This is a genomic window from Paenibacillus sp. 10L310 (assembly GCF_056395745.1).
The window spans coordinates 78666-95455 of the sequence record NZ_JBFTKC010000014.1 but is presented as its reverse complement, the minus strand read 5'-3'; the positions used below and the strand labels follow the sequence as shown (position 1 = coordinate 95455).

Here is a 16790-nt window from a genome sequence, read left to right as displayed (position 1 = left end):
CGATGAGCGTAAACAAATTGAGTGTCGCCCAAGATAAGACAAAGACAAGCTATCCGAGATGGATCGTCATGCAGCTGTTGGAGGAGTGTAATTTACGATGCAAGATGTGCTATGAGTGGGGACTCGAAGGTCCCTACAAAAGCAAAAAAACGTTAGCGCATCTGGATCCGGATCTCATTAAAAAGATCATCGTCGAGTGCAGCCCGGGCAAGCCGTATTACGATTTCTTCGGCGGCGAGCCGCTGATGTACCCTTGGCTGAGCGACATTCTCGCCATGATCAATCACTATGGAAGTAAAGCGGACTTCCCCACGAACGGCACATTGCTTGAGCAGCATGCCGAGATGCTTGTCGAGACTGCTCCAAATAAGATCTGGATGTCGCTCGACGGCCCTGAGGAAATAAACGATAAGCAGAGAGGCAAAGGCGTATTCAAGAAAGTAATCAAGGGGATCGAGAAGCTTTATGAGCTTCGGGAAAGCAAGGGCAAGCAATTTCCGAAAATGGGTGTATCCTTTATCATTACGCCCTTGAACTATATGTACGTTGAGGAATTTTTCTTTAAGCATATCGACTTGTCAATGTTGGACCATATCAGCATGGAAGTGCAACTCTATGCAACGGAAGAGCAGTATGCCCAATATGTGAAGGTTCTTAGTGACAAATTCGACGTTCATGAAGCTCCTTATGCCAAGGGGATGGTGTGGCGTGACACCAGTTCGTTCAGCCAGATCGATATTCCGGAATTGACGAGAAAGCTCAATAATGTTAAAGCGTATTGCTTGAAAAACAGCATCCATGTGATCACCTATCCGAAGACGATAGATGAACAAAATTTGAGCAACTATTTCTCGGGGCAATTCCATCAGATGGCTGATAAACGGAATCGGTGCTCCCTTCCATGGGTTTATGCGGAGATTACGGCAAGGGGCGACGTTTCTCCCTGCCATGCCTTCTATGATCTGACCTTTGGCAACGTGAACGAAGAGAGTTTGCTGGATATCTGGAGTAGTGACAAGTACAAAGATTATCGCGCGTATATGAAAAAAAATATGCTTCCGATTTGTACGGCTTGTTCAAGGTATTATATCTATTGATTCATGTGAATGACCTAATAGGTTTAAGAAGGGTGGTGTTGATATGAATCCGAAATCAGAGATTAAACGTTCCCCAAAGGATTTGCAAATATTGAAACGTACTATCAAGAATACGGTGGAAACCAAGCGGAACATGGAGAAAATAGCGGGTTACGCGACACCGTTGCCAGAGTCGGTCGGGATTAAACTGACGAACCAATGCAACTTGCGCTGCAAGCATTGCTATCAATGGAACGACACCGGCTATCATCACTTTATGACACCGGAGCAGCAGCGGGAACAGCTCGACTACGGGCTGCTGGAGAAGCTGATCCTCGAGACGGAACCAGCCAAGTCGAGACTCTATATCTGGGGCGGCGAGCCGCTCGTATACAGCCATTTCGACCGTTTGGCCGATTTGCTTGAAGCCCATCCTCGCGAGACGACGATCTGCACGAACGCGATGCTGATCGAGCGAAAGCTGGACGCCTTGCTGAGAATCTCCGACAACCTGGAGCTGCTCATTGCACTTGATGGATTCGAAGAAGAGAATGATGCGCTTCGCGGCAAAGGGGTATTCAACAAGGCGATAGATGCTATTCGGATGCTAGTCGAGCTGCGCAAGGAAAACCGATTCAAGGGCAAAATTACGATCCATACCGTCGTTAACGATGCTATGACCGACAAGCTGTACGATCTGTTGGACTTTCTGGAGGGCGTCGGTGTAGATATGGTCATGGTCTGTTTCCCGTGGTACATCTCGGACGAGTGCACGCAGGGAATGGACGATTACTTTGACCAGAAGTTCGACTTCCTTGCGGCGAGCGAGCACAAGGGCGAACGAAGCTGGCACGCCTTTAACTACAAGCTCGATCCGGAGCGTATCCCTGCTTTGATGAGCGAGTTGGACCGGGTGAATAATCGGGTCTGGAAAATGCGTTTACGCTACCAGCCGAATCTGGATTATGACCAGATCGAAGATTTCGTGCTCGGCAAAGAGGTGAAGAGTAAAGGCACGATGAACAAGAAGTGCCTGGCTCTCTCGAACCGGATGGATATTACGCCCGATGGAACGATTGTTGCGTGCAAATTTTTCAAAGAGTTCGAGATCGGCAAATTAAATGAAGCGTCCGTACAGGAATTATGGCACGGCATGACCTACAGAAGGATAAGGGAAATGATGGATGAACGACTGACACCGGCATGTTCCAAGTGCAGTGTCTTGCATTTGCACGGTGTTTAACTATTCTACATGAGCATAAATGAGGTGAACCAGTGAGTATTATCCAAGTGGAACGCTTATCCAAAAGCTTCAATTACTACGAAAAAGAATTGGGGTTCAAAAAATCGCTAAAAAATTTAGTGAAGCGGAAATCACTGATCAAAGAAGCGGTTAGCGAGATATCACTTGTAATCGAGCAAGGCGAGATGGTCGGGTTCTTAGGCCCGAACGGTTCCGGCAAAACAACTACGCTTAAGATGCTGTCCGGCATCTTGTATCCGACAAGCGGGCAAGCGACGGTATTAGGCTATGTCCCTTGGGAGCGAAAAAAAGAATTCAAGATGCAGTTCTCGATCGTGATGGGGCAGAAATCGCAGTTGTGGTGGGATTTACCGGCGAACGAATCGTTGTACCTGAACAAATGCATTTATGAGGTCGAGGATAAGCCCTACAACCTTGTCCTGGATGAGCTTACGGAGATGCTTGATGTTAAAGATCTGCTCAATATTCAGGTACGTAGGCTTTCGCTGGGGGAACGGATGAAGATGGAGCTAATTGCGTCGCTCATCCACCGGCCTAAGGTAATTTTTCTGGATGAGCCTACAATCGGACTCGATCTGATTTCGCAGAAGCGCATTCGGGAGTTCCTGAAGTGTTATAACCAGCAGACGAAAGCAACGGTTATTCTGACAAGCCACTACATGGCGGATATTGAGGATTTATGCAAACGAACAATCATCATCAATCAAGGGAAGATCGTATACGACGGCGATCTTCGGCGTGTGAACGAGCTGTTTCATGCAAAAAAGATCATCAAACTGCAATTTACGGACGAAGTGCCGAGGCAAGCGCTAAGCGAGTATGGCGCTATCATGCAACATGACGGTATGAATGCCGTCATGGAGATCGATAAGCATGACCTCCAGCGGCTTTCCAAGATGATGCTGGACCGGTTCCCGATCCTTGATTTCACAGTTGAAGATATACCTGTCGAGCGAGGCATCGAAAGCTTGTATCAGAAAGATGGGGTCAGACATGAAAGCCTTACAGAAGTATAAAAGGACGTACATCCTTGCGCTTCAGAATGCGATGGAGTATCGGACCGATTTCTTTATGAGTATCATCAGCGGCGGCTTCATCATTCTCGTCCAATGCTTCCTCTGGACGGCTGTGTTTCGCAGTTCGCCGCAAGAGATTATTAATGGCTATACTTATTCACAGATCATCATTTATTCCGTGTTGTCCGGCGTCGTCTCCAAGCTGGTTTCTGCCGGCTTCGAAGGGGAAATCGCGAATGATATCAAGACGGGTGGACTGAGCAAATTTATCGCTCAGCCCATTCATTATTTCAGCTATCGGATATGCAATTTTTTCGGTGGGAAAACGGTTCAGATCGGGGTCGTCCTTGTCTTATTCGTCATACTGATGATCGTTTTTACTCAGATTTGGGGGTTTCAGCTTAGAGGGGTGCAGATCGTTATGTTCCTGGTCAGCATTCTGTTCGGACTGCTCATCAACTTCCTGCTTTTTTATTCGATTAGTGCTCTCGCGTTCATCATTACCGAGGTTTGGGGCGTTTATATCGCGTTCAATCAAGGCGTCTATCTGCTAAGTGGTGCCATCTTTCCGCTTAATATTTTCGGAGATACGTTTGCCAGAATCTCCAGCTATTTACCGTTTCAATATGTCGTATTCTTCCCGGTTAACATCATCAATGGGAGCATGGCGATTCATGAAATCGTGCGCGGACTCCTCTTACAAGCGGTCTGGGTAATTGTGCTTATGATGATTTCGAAGTTGTCGTGGGATTCCGGGATGAGGAAATATGTAGCCGTTGGAGGTTAGATCTGTGAGTATCAGCTTGACGGAGTTTCGGAAGCATGTACGTATGTTCTTTATTTTCGCAAAGAACAGCTTGGTCGGTTACATGGAATACAAAGCGAATTTCTACTCCGGTTTGATCATGGAGACCGTATTTCTGTTTTCCAAGCTGATCTATATCTTGTTCGTTTTCCAGCTCGGGATCGAAATCAATGGCATTTCTCCTGACCAGATGTTGATCTTCACGGGGACCTATACGATTATGATCGCAATCTATACAGGACTGTTTATGGATAACTTTTATAGATTCGCCGGCCATATCCGCAACGGGACGCTGGACTTGTATATGACGAAGCCGCTTTCGCTGCAGTTCATGATTTCATTCCGGCACGTTAACTTCGCGTTTCCGATCCCGAACCTGATCGCCGGGATCACGATGATCGTACTGGCTTGGCAGCGTCTTGACATCGAGCCAAGCTTGATCCACGTGGCCGGATATATCGGCGTGATCTTGAGTAGCACAATCGTGACCTATTCGGTACTTCTACTTCCGCAAATCCTTGCCTTCTGGACGGTGAAATCCGGTTCGATCTTCGAAATACTCGACAAATGTTGGGATTTAAACAATATGCCGATGTACATATACCCCAAATGGCTGCGGAGAATTGGGCTGTATGTTGTGCCGATCTTGTTCATCACCAACATGCCGTCGGTTTATTTGATTGATCGATTGGACTTGTTCCTTGGGATATGGATTTTTGTAGCTCCCGTTATATCGCTTCTAGTGGTCAGGCTGTTCTGGAAGCTGGCCGTCAAACGCTATGAAAGCGCCAGCAGTTAGAGAAATGCCCTACAAACAAATTGTTGAGAAGGTGAATTGAATGAGCAAGACGGAGCATGAGCGTCATCCATTGCAGACAGACGCCATTACAAAGAAACGGCTGCACAACGGGATTGAAATCTATCAAAACAACGAAGGAGAGACCGAGTTTCTCTACAACGAGATTTTCCACAAGGAGATGTATTTCAAGCACGGTATTACGCTTCCGGATCATGGCACGGTCCTGGACGTCGGGGCTAATATCGGCATGTTTAGCCTATATGTCAGCAGCAAGAGCGACTGCAGGGTGTATGCCTTTGAGCCACTGCCTCCGACGTTTAAACTCTTGAAGATGAATACGAGCTCGCTGCCTCGCGTAACGACGGTTAACGTCGGGCTTTCCAATGAGATCAAGGAAGCGGAGTTTGCCTATTTTCCTACGATGTCCACGGACTCTGTCCAGATCAAATACAGGGAGAACCACGATCAAGATCTCCGATACGGGTTAATCAACCATTACGAAGATAATTTCGCTGACCGGCGAATGCTAAACCGCTTTGTCGATCATCTTATGTCGCCGAAGCTTCTGAATGAACAAATCTATCGTTGCAAGCTAACTACGATCTCCGAAATGATCCGTTTTTATGATCTGAACCAAATTGATCTTCTCAAAATCGACGTGGAAAAAAGTGAGTTCGAGGTGCTGGAAGGAATCGAACCGGAAGATTGGGGCAAAATCAGGCAAATTGTAATGGAGGTACACGGACTGGACGGAGGGCAGATCAGCAGGCTCGAGAACATCTTTCAAACCAACGGTTTCTATGCCGTGATCGATTACTACGAAGATTTGAATATCCCAAATTACTATAATGTGTACGCGTTGAATCAAATGCATACGTCGGCTGGGTGATAGTCATGCTACAACATCTACCTGCAAGGTTGGTATGCTCCAGCTGCAAGGGCGTGCTGGTCCAGTCGGAGGCATTGCTACAATGCTGTAGCTGCGATGCGGTATATACGAACGATGACCGTTATGTATCGATGCTCGACCGGCGTGAGCAGTTTGTCCACCCTTCCGAATGGAACCGGAAAGAGGCTGAAATTCGGGATTATAGCGAGATTTCGCACTCTCTTGCGCTGTCCGGTATAGGCCGATTCGCCACCTTCTTAAATTATGGTTACGTCCCGCACGAGAATGAGCAACATGCGGTGATTGAGCCCGACGATGCATGGAATAGAAACTCGGTCAAGCTGCTGCTTGAGACAGTGGGCAGGACGGCGATTCGGGAGCGGCAGGTGATCGACATCGGATGCGGCAGGGGAGGGAACATAGCAGCTCTGTCTAAATATTTCAAGCCGCTGTCTATTGTCGGTCTCGACATCTGCCCGGCGAATATTGCCTATTGCAATGCCAAATCCCGAGGGGGTGAATCTTTGTATCTCGTCGGCGATGCGGAGAATATACCGTTTGCAGACGAGAGCTTCGATGTGGTGTTAAATATAGAATCCGCACATGCCTATCCGAACCGATCTCGATTCTATGAAGAGGTGTACCGGATAATGAGAGTTGGCGGCGTATTTCTGTATACGGAGCTGATGCTGGGAGATCAGGTAGCGCATAACATCAGGCTGTTAGAGGAAGCAGGCCTGTCTGTAATCCGCAATCAGGATGTGACTTCGAATGTTCTTCTATCATGTGATGAGAGTGCGAAGCAACGTACTGGCACACAAGGGATTGCGAGCAATGCCAAAGCGAGCACGAATATTGGAGATATCAATGAATTCATCGCATTGCCCGGCTCGAAGAAATATGAAGAGATGAAGGCTGGAACGCGGCAATACCGTATGATGAACCTTGTTAAGAGGTAATATAGCCGTAATATCAAATATAATTTTAGTATAGGAGAAATATTTTATGGAAGAAATTATTTCCCTGGACACCTTTCAGCCCTTCGACGGCATGACAAAAATGTATCCTCATCATAATTTTCCTTATTTTAATTGCGGCTACAATTTGTTGTTAACGCTTGCCAGATATTTTAAAAAAGATGAGTTGCCGATTTTGAATAATGTTATTAGCATTTATAGATTTGATAAACAAAAAATACAAACAAGAGGATATTTCAAGTTAGAGGTGTTGGATCTTGAGGAGGGGGATCAGATCCTTGAGGAAATGGGGATCTCTATTCGTAAAAAATCCCCTGAACTAGATACGTTACAAGATGAGATCATAAACTCTATTTCAAGTGGTCATCCGATTTCCATATTTATTGATTTATTTTATCAACGCGGGAGAGACTTTTACTATAACAAAAAACATGGACTGCACCCTGTTTTTGTCTATGGCTTCAATCTTACGAACGAGGAAATATATACGGTTGATGATATTACAGAATACAGACAATATTCTCTGCCATTTTCAGAATTTAAATGGTCATGTATGACTTCGGAACACGTAAAGATGCCAGACTACTTTTGGGAATATGCGCTAGTGCCCCCCGGTAATCATGAAATCTTGAACAATAAGAATTTAGCACACACAACCATCAATACATTCGTAGAAAATATGTGCAGGTATCAAAATGAAATAACGGAAAGTTTGAATAATATACTGTTGTTGGCAGAAAATTACGAACTCATTATAAAAAATGAAACGATTATAGAAACACTGAGCAGTACTATTTATAGAAAATGTTCTGAGAAATACAGGTTAAATACTCTCTATAAGTACAACATTGATCATATCCATGCAAGACATACGCTTGACCCGTTATTGGACCAAATTATTCATGACTGGAAGACAGTAAGGATCTATTCGAATAAAGCCATCATGTCCCAAAAGTTCACTGGGGAAATCATAGACAAGTGCATTGGTTTATTTACAAAAATATATACGAATGAAGTACATTTTCATAATCAATTATTTTTAATGTTAAAGGCTTTCAGGTAAAATCACATCTAATATTGCTAGAAATGAGCCGCATCAACAGGCATACTGTGTATGTGTCTTTTCATCGTATGAAAATCGCCGCTGTCTGCATCAACACTAGTCATGTGGAGTGTTACTCACTGTTGGTCAGGAAAGACTAATAGTTGAGATGTATTGGCGGAAATAATAAGAGGAGCGAGAGCCCCTCTTTTTTATTATTGTAGTAAAAGAATAAAACCCTCTCGCACCTTTTCCTTTACATGATTACGGAAAAAATAATAAGGAGTTTCATGAGAGTTTTAAATTACCCTTATTATCCTCGACCAGCAAGGATAGTACGTTTGAATACATGGATGTTTTTATCAACACACCGTACAGATTGGTGACAGCACATTCATATAATCAATATATACAGTACGATAAGACGGCATCTATTGATGAAGTTATGAGCTTGATCAACGATGATTCTATTTCATTTACTGCTTATGTGCTGAGAGGAACGGCTAGTATGCTAGCTACCGAATTGATACAGGACGGAAAAGTAATTGAATCATATAAGATTGATAATAATGTGAAAGGAGATATGAAGACTATCTATTTTTCCGTAGATGCTATTGATTTCCGGGAACCCGCTATTCTGAAAATACTCGAAAAAAGCAATCCTTCAAATTACTCTGAATATCAGATTTCTTTTGAGAATTATATTAAATAGAGTTTTATTGGAATAGTATAAACCACTAGTCACTGAGGACGGGAAATGTTGTAATGCATGGCTTTAATTGAAATTTATTACCTTCAATTTTTTGAATAAGTCTTTGAAGTACCTGCTTCAAGACTTGTTCATCGTGGATGTCGTCAAGTTCGGTAAAGTAAGATATTTGTTTTCTAAAGGCACGGAGTTTTTCTTCCGTGTCTTTTTTTGTTTCAAGTAGGCTTTCAATCGTTGCCTATGCTTATCACTGATCGTAGAATGTTCCCAAGTTTGGATATATTATAAATTCTCTTTGAATGTTCATCGTCACCAACTCATTACTATCTATGGCCGTTCTATGGATTTATAAAGGTACGCTCGAAAGATAAAGGGTTTTGGAAGGTTTTGTCGAATAGTTCTACATGCTTACAAACATTCATTGAGGAGGGAATCAAACGAAGTGCAACGTGATAATAGAACTACATACAATCAGCCTAATAGATCATCCGTACAAACTAACAGGGCTGTTAGCGGTCAATCTAGGACGACTAGTCCCCAAGCAAGCAGTACAAAGAGCGTAAATGCAGTTATTTGTCGTAAGTGCAAGTCACAACAAGTGGTAGCCAATAAAAGAGGTTACAGCTTCGCAAACTTGTTCACAACTCTTAGTATTATGATTCTTTTTGGCATACTGACTATTGTATCGAACTACCTTATCAATTTGTATAGAGTGAGCTATGCTTTAGAAAGCTTTATGATATTATTCATGGGATTAGGAGCAATCTCCTTGTTTCTAGCGCTACCAGTAAGTATATTAGTCGGGTTCGTTGGGAGAAGTGAAATTGTTAACGGCTGTATGAACTGTGGTTTCAAATGGAGACCAGCTAAGAGGAAGTGAAATTGATGGGGCAAGTGTAGATCTACCTGAGCTATAAGGGAGTTACAATACTCTTAGGAAATGCAGACTATTCTGTATAATGAATTTTTGAGTGGTTCAGAAGGCTAAAGGTGTTCAAATGTTAGTTAGTGGCCGGCTCACTGTATCAGTACGTATTTTTATACATAATATGTTAATTTTTAGGCGTTTATGAACCCCTAGTTTCTGGTATTGGTGATATGTCTCACATTAGTTATATCGAGACATCAGCAAAAGTGTTCAGCAGTGAACTGATATTACCGGTGAGAAAATAAGGACAGCTGCTGTCAGTTGCCCCTGATTGAGCAAATGCTAATCCTGTAACTTGTTTTAAGTGTCCACACGCACATGTGGAGAGTGTAGCCATATTAGTGAGAAAAGATTAAACTAAATGTTACGGTTTCAGAACCCTTCCAACACGACGGAAGGGTTCTATTTTATATGGGTAATTACGGTGATAGCGATTCATATTAAAAATTGAGCAGTATTTACTTTCCAAACTTCAGGAAGATGTGATTTTAGTGTAGAGAACACAAAAAAGAATATTGAATGTATTAAGCAAAGGGTATATAAGAATGATCCAATAAATTTGAGTGGTATATGTATTACAATTTTTAATGTGAGGGTTGGGCATGTTTGGGTAAGCGAGATGAAAAGGAGTAGCTAATATGAACAGATTTAATTGTCCCTGTTGTGGCTATCCCACACTGGAGGAAAGACAGGGTTGGGAAATTTGTTGTTTATGTAATTGGGAAGATGATCCGCACGCAGATGAAGTTTGGGACGGACCCAATCAAGACTATTCACTTACTGAGGCTCGTGAGAACTTCAAAAAACACTACATCATGTATAGAGATAGACGAACAATCTTAAAACAAACGAATAAAGAAGTACAAACAAAGAAAAGATTAATTCATGCATTTGAAAAGCTTAGAACCGCCGCAAATAATGAATCTGACCAACAAATATGGCAAGAAATCAACTCCTTCGAAAAGGAACTAGATGATATAGTTCACGAAAGAGTAGAACGTTACAGCAACAACATAGAAAAGAATCAAGAGATTATAAACCTGATCAATTCCGATAATCCTGACACAATCGTAAATGGCTTGCTATCTCTAACATTAAATGCGGATGATGGAGAGTTTATACAAGAACTGATGGTCCGATACACTCAGCATAAAAATGAAAATATAAGAGGAATAGCCGTTCTTTGTTTTGGCCATATCGCAAGAATACATGGAGCAGTGAATAAACAGTTGATTCTTCCACTTATCCATGATGCATTAAAAGATGAAAGTTCATTTGTTAGAGGGCATGCTGATTCAGCATTGAATGATATAAATATGTTTTGTGGGTAGTAACTTGAATAGTAGAGAGGGGGGACGAATCCCTATTTTTTTGTTGGGTCTGCTATCGTGCTATGTCGATGTTAGATCAAAAGCCGATTGCCCTGAAATCAGTGCAGTCGGCTTTTCGTATCATGTAATGACTAATCATTGAGATTCATTAGGTGAAAAACTAAAAGAGAGACTTTCGCCTCTCTTAAGTTCATTAATCACAGGAGTTTAAGAATCTCCATTGATCTGTATACTGGCTAATATACGTGCACACCCGCACCAAGCACGGACTTGTTTTGCACGGAATTACCGGATAGATATACCTTTTGCAGATTAGGCAGCTGGCTTAGGGTCTCGATATTGGAAATGGCATTGTTCTCGAGATGAAGCTCTTCTATGGCCTGCCAGTTACTCATGAATTCTAAAGAATCCAAATTGCTATCCTGCATGGTGAAGGAACGTAGAGCGGACATGTTGGCAAAGTAAGGCATCATTTGATCAATTTCAGTAACAGAGGTATTGTTCATGCTAAAATATGACTGGTTTAAGGTCAAATGTTCAAGTACGCTGTTCTCCGCGGCCGCCTTTTGTTCAAAGTTCAGCCTGCACTCGGAGCAAACCAAAGATTTCACCTGCTTCAAACGAAATAAGGCGTCGCTTTCCTTGAACAGTGACGAGTCGTAAATGTTTAAAGTCTCTAGGCGGGACAAGCCGTCCAGGGCGGCAAGACGGGTTATTTCACTGATCTCCCAGAGGGAAAGCTGCTTCAGCTTCGGAAATTTCCCCAGCGCAGCCAAGTTCAATTCCCCACTTCCGCCACGGAGCGTCAGACTGGTTGTAGTCGGGGCCTTTAGCCCGGGGAGAAAGGAGCTTGGAATTTCCACTCGCTCTACTTTAGGCAGTGTCAGCGCTTCTGCATTCTCGTAGTAGCCGGACAACGTTAATTCCCGCAAAGAGGGCAGACTGTTTATGGCCTTTACGGAGCCAAGCTCACTTAGAGAAGCCAGGCGTAGTGTGGTAATAGAGTTTTTGCCGGTCAAGCGCTCCAGACTGGAGAAGTTTACATTTTCAATATCTAACTTTTGTAGAGCAGGCATATTTTGCACAAAGTCGATGGACTTTACATTCGTTAAATAGGACAACTGAAGCTCCTGAAGCTGGGTCAAGGCATATAGCGGCTGCAGGTCTGTGGTTTCACTGTACTGTATAGACAAGGATGATAACCCGGTCATGGACGACAACCATCCGAGTTCATCGACAAAGGTGAGCGACAGGGACTTGATTGGCAATTGGTTTAACAAGTGAAAATTTGTTACGGACTCATCCACATAGGTAATGGATAAAGAGTTCAGATTGGGGAATTCCAGCAACATAGCCAATTCCTGATTGCTACGAAGCTGAGTGGTAAGCTCCGTAATTTTAGACTTGTCGCCAAAGTAGCCCGAAAATGTACTAAAGGATTCGTTAAAAGCGCCACCATAACTTTTTAATCCGGGCATATGGGCCAAAGTGGTTTGGTCCGTCTGGGATATTTCATAGGTATTCGTCAGGTCCAATGCCGTCAGTCCCTTAAAAGCTTCAAAATCTCGCTGATCAATCCGCTGGCTATTCAGTTTCTTGTCCTGAGTAATATAAGTGATCTTCTCGGCCTGTTCGTCGCTGAAGGGATCGGAGAGGCTATATGTAAACTTCCACTGATCATTCTCCGAATGCTCTACGGTTAAATAGCGAATACGAGCCAATTCCTCCTCTGTTGGCAAGGCGGCCCCTTTATCAAAGATATCTCGCAAAAATGAGAGCAGAACCTCGCTTTCAGGCATCTTTCGTACAGGCAGATTGGCTTCTGTTTTTGGATAGGTGGAGCTATTGCTATAATAAAAATATGTACCGATCGCGCCAGTTAGGACTAACATCAGTATCAGCATTACCTTTACGGAGGCAGTCTGCTTCGGTGGTACTTTAGGGGGCGTTCCATGGTAATGATTAATAGTCTGGTCTACGTAATAGACATGATTTTGCTTCAATAAAAGTTCTGTTTCACAATAGGGACACTTTAAAACCTCATCCTTCTTGTATTCAATTCTTCCGTTGCAATTGGGGCAGTTTAGCGGGATAAACGCCACGAATGTCCCCTCCTTCATTATGATGGTCATAAGATCATGCTGAACGGTCATCTGATTTCATTATACCTTTTGAATTTACGTTTGATGAGAGAAAGAAGTTTCACATAACGAAGGAGCAGGGAATCCTGCTCCTTTTTGATCTTTTTTAAGTATGGTCTGGTGGTAGGTCTTATTAAATAAATCATCAAGCAATAGATGTAATCGGGTGTTTAACGTGCAGAGGGTAGAGATGTTCACCATGGGTTCTTACAAATAAACCTTCATTGGTGATCGAACTTTTTAGAACGATATCATCTGTTGCATCTGGAGTGAAATGAAAGGTTACTTTCTCTGTATCTTCATCTGCAATCTTATCCAAGATATCTTTCATATTCATTTCGTTTAAGCTAACAACGTCGAAGAGCTCAATATGATTGTCTTCTTTCTGATAAATAACAATGACGTTTTCGTTTTCCAAGTAATAAATATCATCACTAAAGACATTCAGGCAATAAAACATGAGTATTCCTTGAGCATGATGGGTTGCGAAATGCTGAGAAACAGGCAATCTTTCCGATGCCAATTTTTGAATAAGACGTAAATCCTCCGCGTTAGTTACATTTAGTTTTCGGATGTTCGCAGGCTCGGGTGATTTTTTTGCCGTATAATTTATTGAAAAAAGATGTTCTTCCACAGGTTTAAACCCAAACTTGGGGTAAAAATCGAGCACAGATTCATTGGCAAAAAGGTACATATAATCGTACTTGTTCTCGTATTCCTCTAAAACTTTGTTCATTAAACGTGTAGAGAGTCCTTTCCCCCGATAATCAGGATGTGTCATCACCGTGCCGATTTGAATCGCTTTTTTCTTCTCACCGTGAATGATGAGCTCAAGGATGTTAACAGAAACGTTGGCAATAACCTGGTCTCCATCGACATATGAATAAGGAATGTAACGCTCGCCCCAGTATCCTTGTTGATACCAATCTTCAAAATTGATCTCAAACGTGTTGACAGCAAGCTCGAAAAAACTCTTGCGCAGTACTTCATTGTTTTTATAATTCTTCATAAATATTAATTCTTGCATGGTATTCTCCCCTTAATCCTCAAAAGTGACTGTTTGTAAAGTGGTACGATCCCGTATTTAACTATGTAAAATATGATTACAGGTGACAAAAATCCTCTTTTAACACCGCGTTTTAAACAAACTTGGCGATGTTATTTAAGCAGGAGTTTTAATAAGAGAAAATGGAGTTTGATATGGAAAGAGACGCGAGCGAATTCGCGTCTTCTTTTTTGCATGCTTTATAGGATATGCTTAAATGCAATTGCGTCAGTGAACTGTTTTTCACTATTGAAAATCTTGGTCCATTAATTTACGGCAAAATGCACGATTGCACTATATAACATCTTGTTGCGAAAAGGGTCAAACGTTACTTGATGCTGAACTTGCTTCACGCGTAGCATTAATGCTTTGTTCATTCCGATTCGTTCTTCGATCGCTCGTTCCAGTTCACGGAAGTCATAAGCCTGCAAGCATTCGACTTTGTCTTTGATCATATCCAGTGAAATTTCCATATATCATTCAGGCCTCCTTAAAATCTTGATTTGCAGGTTAAAAGCCTGTCGAGCTTCATTTTAGAGGAGCTTTTCCAGTTCGGCAAGAGCAATCGGGCTGAAAATCTAATAAAGACGTGATAAAATCGGGAAAGGGCAATTTTGAGATCATCGAACTTCCGTTAATCTGAAGATCTAATGGAAGTAATAACAGATACTGCTGTTTGAACGAAGTTACATTTGCATGGTATAAGTGAAGAAGCAAGGACAGCATAATGTGAATTGCAACGAAAACTGTTAATGTTAATTCTAATGTAGATGATAGGCAGGCAGATGCAAAGAGTTACGTTTTATGATTATTAATGAGGACGGAGACTGTCCTGGAATGTATAGAGGAGCTTTTGAGATGACAAAGGAAAACTTTTGGCGTGAATTGCCACGACCATTTTTTATACTGGCACCCATGGAAGATGTGACGGATGTTGTGTTTCGGCATGTCGTAGGTGAGGCAGGCAGACCGGATGTGTTTTTTACCGAATTTGCGAACACAGAGAGTTATTGTCACCCTGAGGGGCACCATAGTGTGCGCGGGCGTTTGACGTTTACAGCGGATGAACAGCCGATTGTGGCTCATATTTGGGGAGATAAACCGGAATTCTTTCGTGAGATGAGTATCGGTATGGCGAAAGAAGGCTTTAAAGGCATCGATATCAATATGGGTTGTCCGGTAGCGAATGTAGCCGAGAATGGAAAAGGAAGCGGCTTGATCTGCCGACCAGGCCTTGCGGCGGAGATTATTCAGGCGGCGAAAGCCGGGGGGCTGCCGGTCAGTGTAAAAACGCGTCTTGGATTTACTGAGGTAGACGAATGGCGTGACTGGTTAACCCATATCTTGCAACAGGACATTGTGAATCTGTCCATTCACCTGCGGACGAGAGAAGAAATGAGCAAAGTAGACGCTCACTGGGAACTGATTCCGGAGATTAAGAAGCTTCGTGATGAGATAGCGCCCAATACTCTTCTGACGATTAACGGGGATATTCCTGACCGTGAGACAGGCCTTAGACTCGTGGAGCAATATGGTGTAGATGGCATTATGATTGGACGCGGTATCTTCCAGAATCCGTTTGCTTTTGAGAAGGAGCCGAGGGAACACAGTAGTGAGGAATTGCTTGATTTACTGCGTCTGCATCTGGATTTGCATGATCAATATTCCGAGCTTGAACCACGTTCGTTCAGTGCGCTTGCCCGTTTCTTTAAAGTCTATGTCCGTGGCTTCCGCGGGGCTAGTGAGCTGAGAAACAGCTTGATGAACGCCAAGTCGACAAGTGAAGTTCGTACGTTGCTTGATGAATATATTACATTTTAGTCTATTCTATATTCTATAACAGGTTGGTTTTGCTTGCGAGGGCCTTTCAGTTAGGGTATTATTGTAAAGAGATAGGTATTTTTTACCTTGTTTTAGATTATGATAATAAAGATACTGAGTTCTCAATGACTGAAAATTTTGAGTTTGAAGGTTATCATGGTACAAGTGAGTCAGCAGCTGTTAAAATTGAAAAGGGTAACTTCAACATTGATTATAACAGAATCGGATGGTTGGGTAACGGAGTATATTTTTTTCAAGAAGATATCGAAATGGCAAATTATTGGGCGACTCGAAAGTTTAAAAATAAAGGGATTTCCGTAGGTCTTTTTAGAGTTGAACTTGCTATGCTTAAAAGACAGGTTTTTGATGTAACAGATCCACTTGGTGAACACAATAAATATTACCAAGGTATAAGAAAGAGATTTGTGGAAAATGAGATTAAAAAGCATGGGATTAACGTTAAGGCTAAAAATCAGGATGATTTAGATGGTAAGGTTTATAATATGATCTGTATAAAAGATCGTTATAAGTTAGTAAGAGGATGCACAATTACACCTGATGATAATGATAGAGAACACAAGTTAATACCTCATACTCCAAATGGAGTAGAATTATGTCTCAGAGATGTACAATTGATTACACTAAAAGAAAAAATAAGTTTTGATGGGAGTGTTTGAAATGTCAGACATTCAAAAAAGTATTGATAATTTCTTTGATGAGATGGATCGGGATGAATTTGTAAACTTGCTCAAAGAAGCTGGGTTTGAAGTTGAAAACGGTGAGGGTCATGTAATCTTTAGTGAAGCCGAGAGTTACTCCTATGAGAATAAAACAACATTTACAATTGGTGGAACATATAAATCAAAATATAGTCCAAAGACAAATCATGTGGCGGGAAGTTTTCCGCTCGCGAGTTAATCTACTAAAATTACAAAAAAATTGATAGA

The 16790-nt window shown here is 42.3% G+C and carries 16 protein-coding genes; 13 read left to right on the top strand and 3 right to left on the bottom strand.

Features of this window, described 5'->3' with window-relative positions; all coding sequences use genetic code 11:
- Positions 1-2: 2 nt before the first annotated feature.
- The 10 genes from AC1DE7_RS24020 (at position 3) to AC1DE7_RS23975 (ending at position 10836) form a co-directional block, all read left to right on the top strand.
- Positions 3-1097: a radical SAM protein gene (locus AC1DE7_RS24020; protein ID WP_340983471.1), complete on the top strand. Its 1095-nt coding sequence runs from the start codon at positions 3-5 to the stop codon at positions 1095-1097.
- A 43-nt stretch (positions 1098-1140) separates the two neighbouring features.
- A complete protein-coding gene (locus AC1DE7_RS24015; RefSeq protein ID WP_076320024.1) occupies positions 1141-2319 on the top strand; it encodes a radical SAM/SPASM domain-containing protein in 1179 nt (392 codons plus the stop codon).
- A 32-nt stretch (positions 2320-2351) separates the two neighbouring features.
- Positions 2352-3356 carry an ABC transporter ATP-binding protein gene (locus AC1DE7_RS24010; RefSeq protein WP_340983470.1) on the top strand — a complete coding sequence of 335 codons (1005 nt, stop codon included), beginning with the start codon at positions 2352-2354 and terminating at the stop codon, positions 3354-3356.
- A complete protein-coding gene (locus AC1DE7_RS24005) occupies positions 3334-4143 on the top strand; it encodes an ABC transporter permease (RefSeq protein ID WP_017690646.1) in 810 nt (269 codons plus the stop codon). Before AC1DE7_RS24010 ends, AC1DE7_RS24005 begins: the two co-directional genes overlap by 23 nt.
- A gap of 4 nt (positions 4144-4147) precedes the next feature.
- Positions 4148-4960: an ABC transporter permease gene (locus AC1DE7_RS24000; RefSeq protein WP_127546849.1), complete on the top strand. Its 813-nt coding sequence runs from the start codon at positions 4148-4150 to the stop codon at positions 4958-4960.
- Positions 4961-5000: 40 nt separating this feature from the next.
- Positions 5001-5849 carry an FkbM family methyltransferase gene (locus tag AC1DE7_RS23995; protein WP_477535330.1) on the top strand — a complete coding sequence of 283 codons (849 nt, stop codon included), beginning with the start codon at positions 5001-5003 and terminating at the stop codon, positions 5847-5849.
- Positions 5850-5854: 5 nt separating this feature from the next.
- The gene (locus AC1DE7_RS23990) at positions 5855-6808 is read left to right on the top strand and encodes a class I SAM-dependent methyltransferase (RefSeq protein WP_477535329.1); all 954 of its coding nucleotides are present in this window, start codon (positions 5855-5857) and stop codon (positions 6806-6808) included.
- Positions 6809-6854: 46 nt separating this feature from the next.
- Complete coding sequence (locus AC1DE7_RS23985) at positions 6855-7889, top strand: hypothetical protein (RefSeq protein WP_477535328.1); 1035 nt, start codon at positions 6855-6857, stop codon at positions 7887-7889.
- Positions 7890-8217: 328 nt separating this feature from the next.
- Entirely contained in the window at positions 8218-8580 is a 363-nt protein-coding gene (locus AC1DE7_RS23980) for a hypothetical protein (protein WP_339285481.1), read from the top strand.
- A 1563-nt stretch (positions 8581-10143) separates the two neighbouring features.
- Positions 10144-10836 carry a CPCC family cysteine-rich protein gene (locus tag AC1DE7_RS23975; protein ID WP_339285482.1) on the top strand — a complete coding sequence of 231 codons (693 nt, stop codon included), beginning with the start codon at positions 10144-10146 and terminating at the stop codon, positions 10834-10836.
- Positions 10837-11072: 236 nt separating this feature from the next.
- Here the strand turns inward: AC1DE7_RS23975 and AC1DE7_RS23970 are convergent, their stop codons facing one another.
- The 3 genes from AC1DE7_RS23970 to AC1DE7_RS23960 all read right to left on the bottom strand — a co-directional run bounded on the left by AC1DE7_RS23970 (position 11073) and on the right by AC1DE7_RS23960 (position 14495).
- On the bottom strand, positions 11073-12839 hold the full coding sequence (locus tag AC1DE7_RS23970) for a leucine-rich repeat domain-containing protein (RefSeq protein ID WP_477535327.1): 1767 nt from the start codon (positions 12837-12839) through the stop codon (positions 11073-11075).
- A 283-nt stretch (positions 12840-13122) separates the two neighbouring features.
- Positions 13123-14004 carry a GNAT family N-acetyltransferase gene (locus AC1DE7_RS23965; RefSeq protein ID WP_076253804.1) on the bottom strand — a complete coding sequence of 294 codons (882 nt, stop codon included), beginning with the start codon at positions 14002-14004 and terminating at the stop codon, positions 13123-13125.
- Between the two features lie 284 nt (positions 14005-14288).
- Positions 14289-14495 (bottom strand): DUF2536 family protein, encoded by a 207-nt coding sequence (locus tag AC1DE7_RS23960; protein WP_076329555.1) that lies wholly within the window; start codon positions 14493-14495, stop codon positions 14289-14291.
- 385 nt (positions 14496-14880) lie between these two features.
- On the opposite strand from AC1DE7_RS23960, the gene AC1DE7_RS23955 reads away from it, so the two are divergent.
- The 3 genes from AC1DE7_RS23955 to AC1DE7_RS23945 are packed head-to-tail and all read left to right on the top strand — an operon-like array spanning position 14881 to position 16761.
- Positions 14881-15843 carry a tRNA dihydrouridine synthase gene (locus AC1DE7_RS23955; protein ID WP_339285486.1) on the top strand — a complete coding sequence of 321 codons (963 nt, stop codon included), beginning with the start codon at positions 14881-14883 and terminating at the stop codon, positions 15841-15843.
- 23 nt (positions 15844-15866) lie between these two features.
- Positions 15867-16520 (top strand): hypothetical protein, encoded by a 654-nt coding sequence (locus tag AC1DE7_RS23950; RefSeq protein WP_477535326.1) that lies wholly within the window; start codon positions 15867-15869, stop codon positions 16518-16520.
- Between the two features lies 1 nt (position 16521).
- A complete protein-coding gene (locus AC1DE7_RS23945; protein ID WP_339285490.1) occupies positions 16522-16761 on the top strand; it encodes a hypothetical protein in 240 nt (79 codons plus the stop codon).
- The last annotated feature ends 29 nt before the right edge of the window (positions 16762-16790 follow it).

What these genes read in the sequence shown, in the direction of transcription:
- AC1DE7_RS23960 (WP_076329555.1), bottom strand. Translation starts at nt 14,495, where the DNA reads ATGGAAATTTCACTGGATATGATCAAAGACAAAGTCGAATGCTTGCAG.
- AC1DE7_RS23995 (WP_477535330.1), top strand. Translation starts at nt 5,001, where the DNA reads ATGAGCAAGACGGAGCATGAGCGTCATCCATTGCAGACAGACGCCATT.
- AC1DE7_RS23975 (WP_339285482.1), top strand. Translation starts at nt 10,144, where the DNA reads ATGAACAGATTTAATTGTCCCTGTTGTGGCTATCCCACACTGGAGGAA.
- AC1DE7_RS23980 (WP_339285481.1), top strand. Translation starts at nt 8,218, where the DNA reads ATGGATGTTTTTATCAACACACCGTACAGATTGGTGACAGCACATTCA.
- AC1DE7_RS23945 (WP_339285490.1), top strand. Translation starts at nt 16,522, where the DNA reads ATGTCAGACATTCAAAAAAGTATTGATAATTTCTTTGATGAGATGGAT.
- AC1DE7_RS24020 (WP_340983471.1), top strand. Translation starts at nt 3, where the DNA reads ATGAGCGTAAACAAATTGAGTGTCGCCCAAGATAAGACAAAGACAAGC.
- AC1DE7_RS24005 (WP_017690646.1), top strand. Translation starts at nt 3,334, where the DNA reads ATGAAAGCCTTACAGAAGTATAAAAGGACGTACATCCTTGCGCTTCAG.
- AC1DE7_RS23965 (WP_076253804.1), bottom strand. Translation starts at nt 14,004, where the DNA reads ATGCAAGAATTAATATTTATGAAGAATTATAAAAACAATGAAGTACTG.
- AC1DE7_RS24015 (WP_076320024.1), top strand. Translation starts at nt 1,141, where the DNA reads ATGAATCCGAAATCAGAGATTAAACGTTCCCCAAAGGATTTGCAAATA.
- AC1DE7_RS23985 (WP_477535328.1), top strand. Translation starts at nt 6,855, where the DNA reads ATGGAAGAAATTATTTCCCTGGACACCTTTCAGCCCTTCGACGGCATG.
- AC1DE7_RS23990 (WP_477535329.1), top strand. Translation starts at nt 5,855, where the DNA reads ATGCTACAACATCTACCTGCAAGGTTGGTATGCTCCAGCTGCAAGGGC.
- AC1DE7_RS23955 (WP_339285486.1), top strand. Translation starts at nt 14,881, where the DNA reads ATGACAAAGGAAAACTTTTGGCGTGAATTGCCACGACCATTTTTTATA.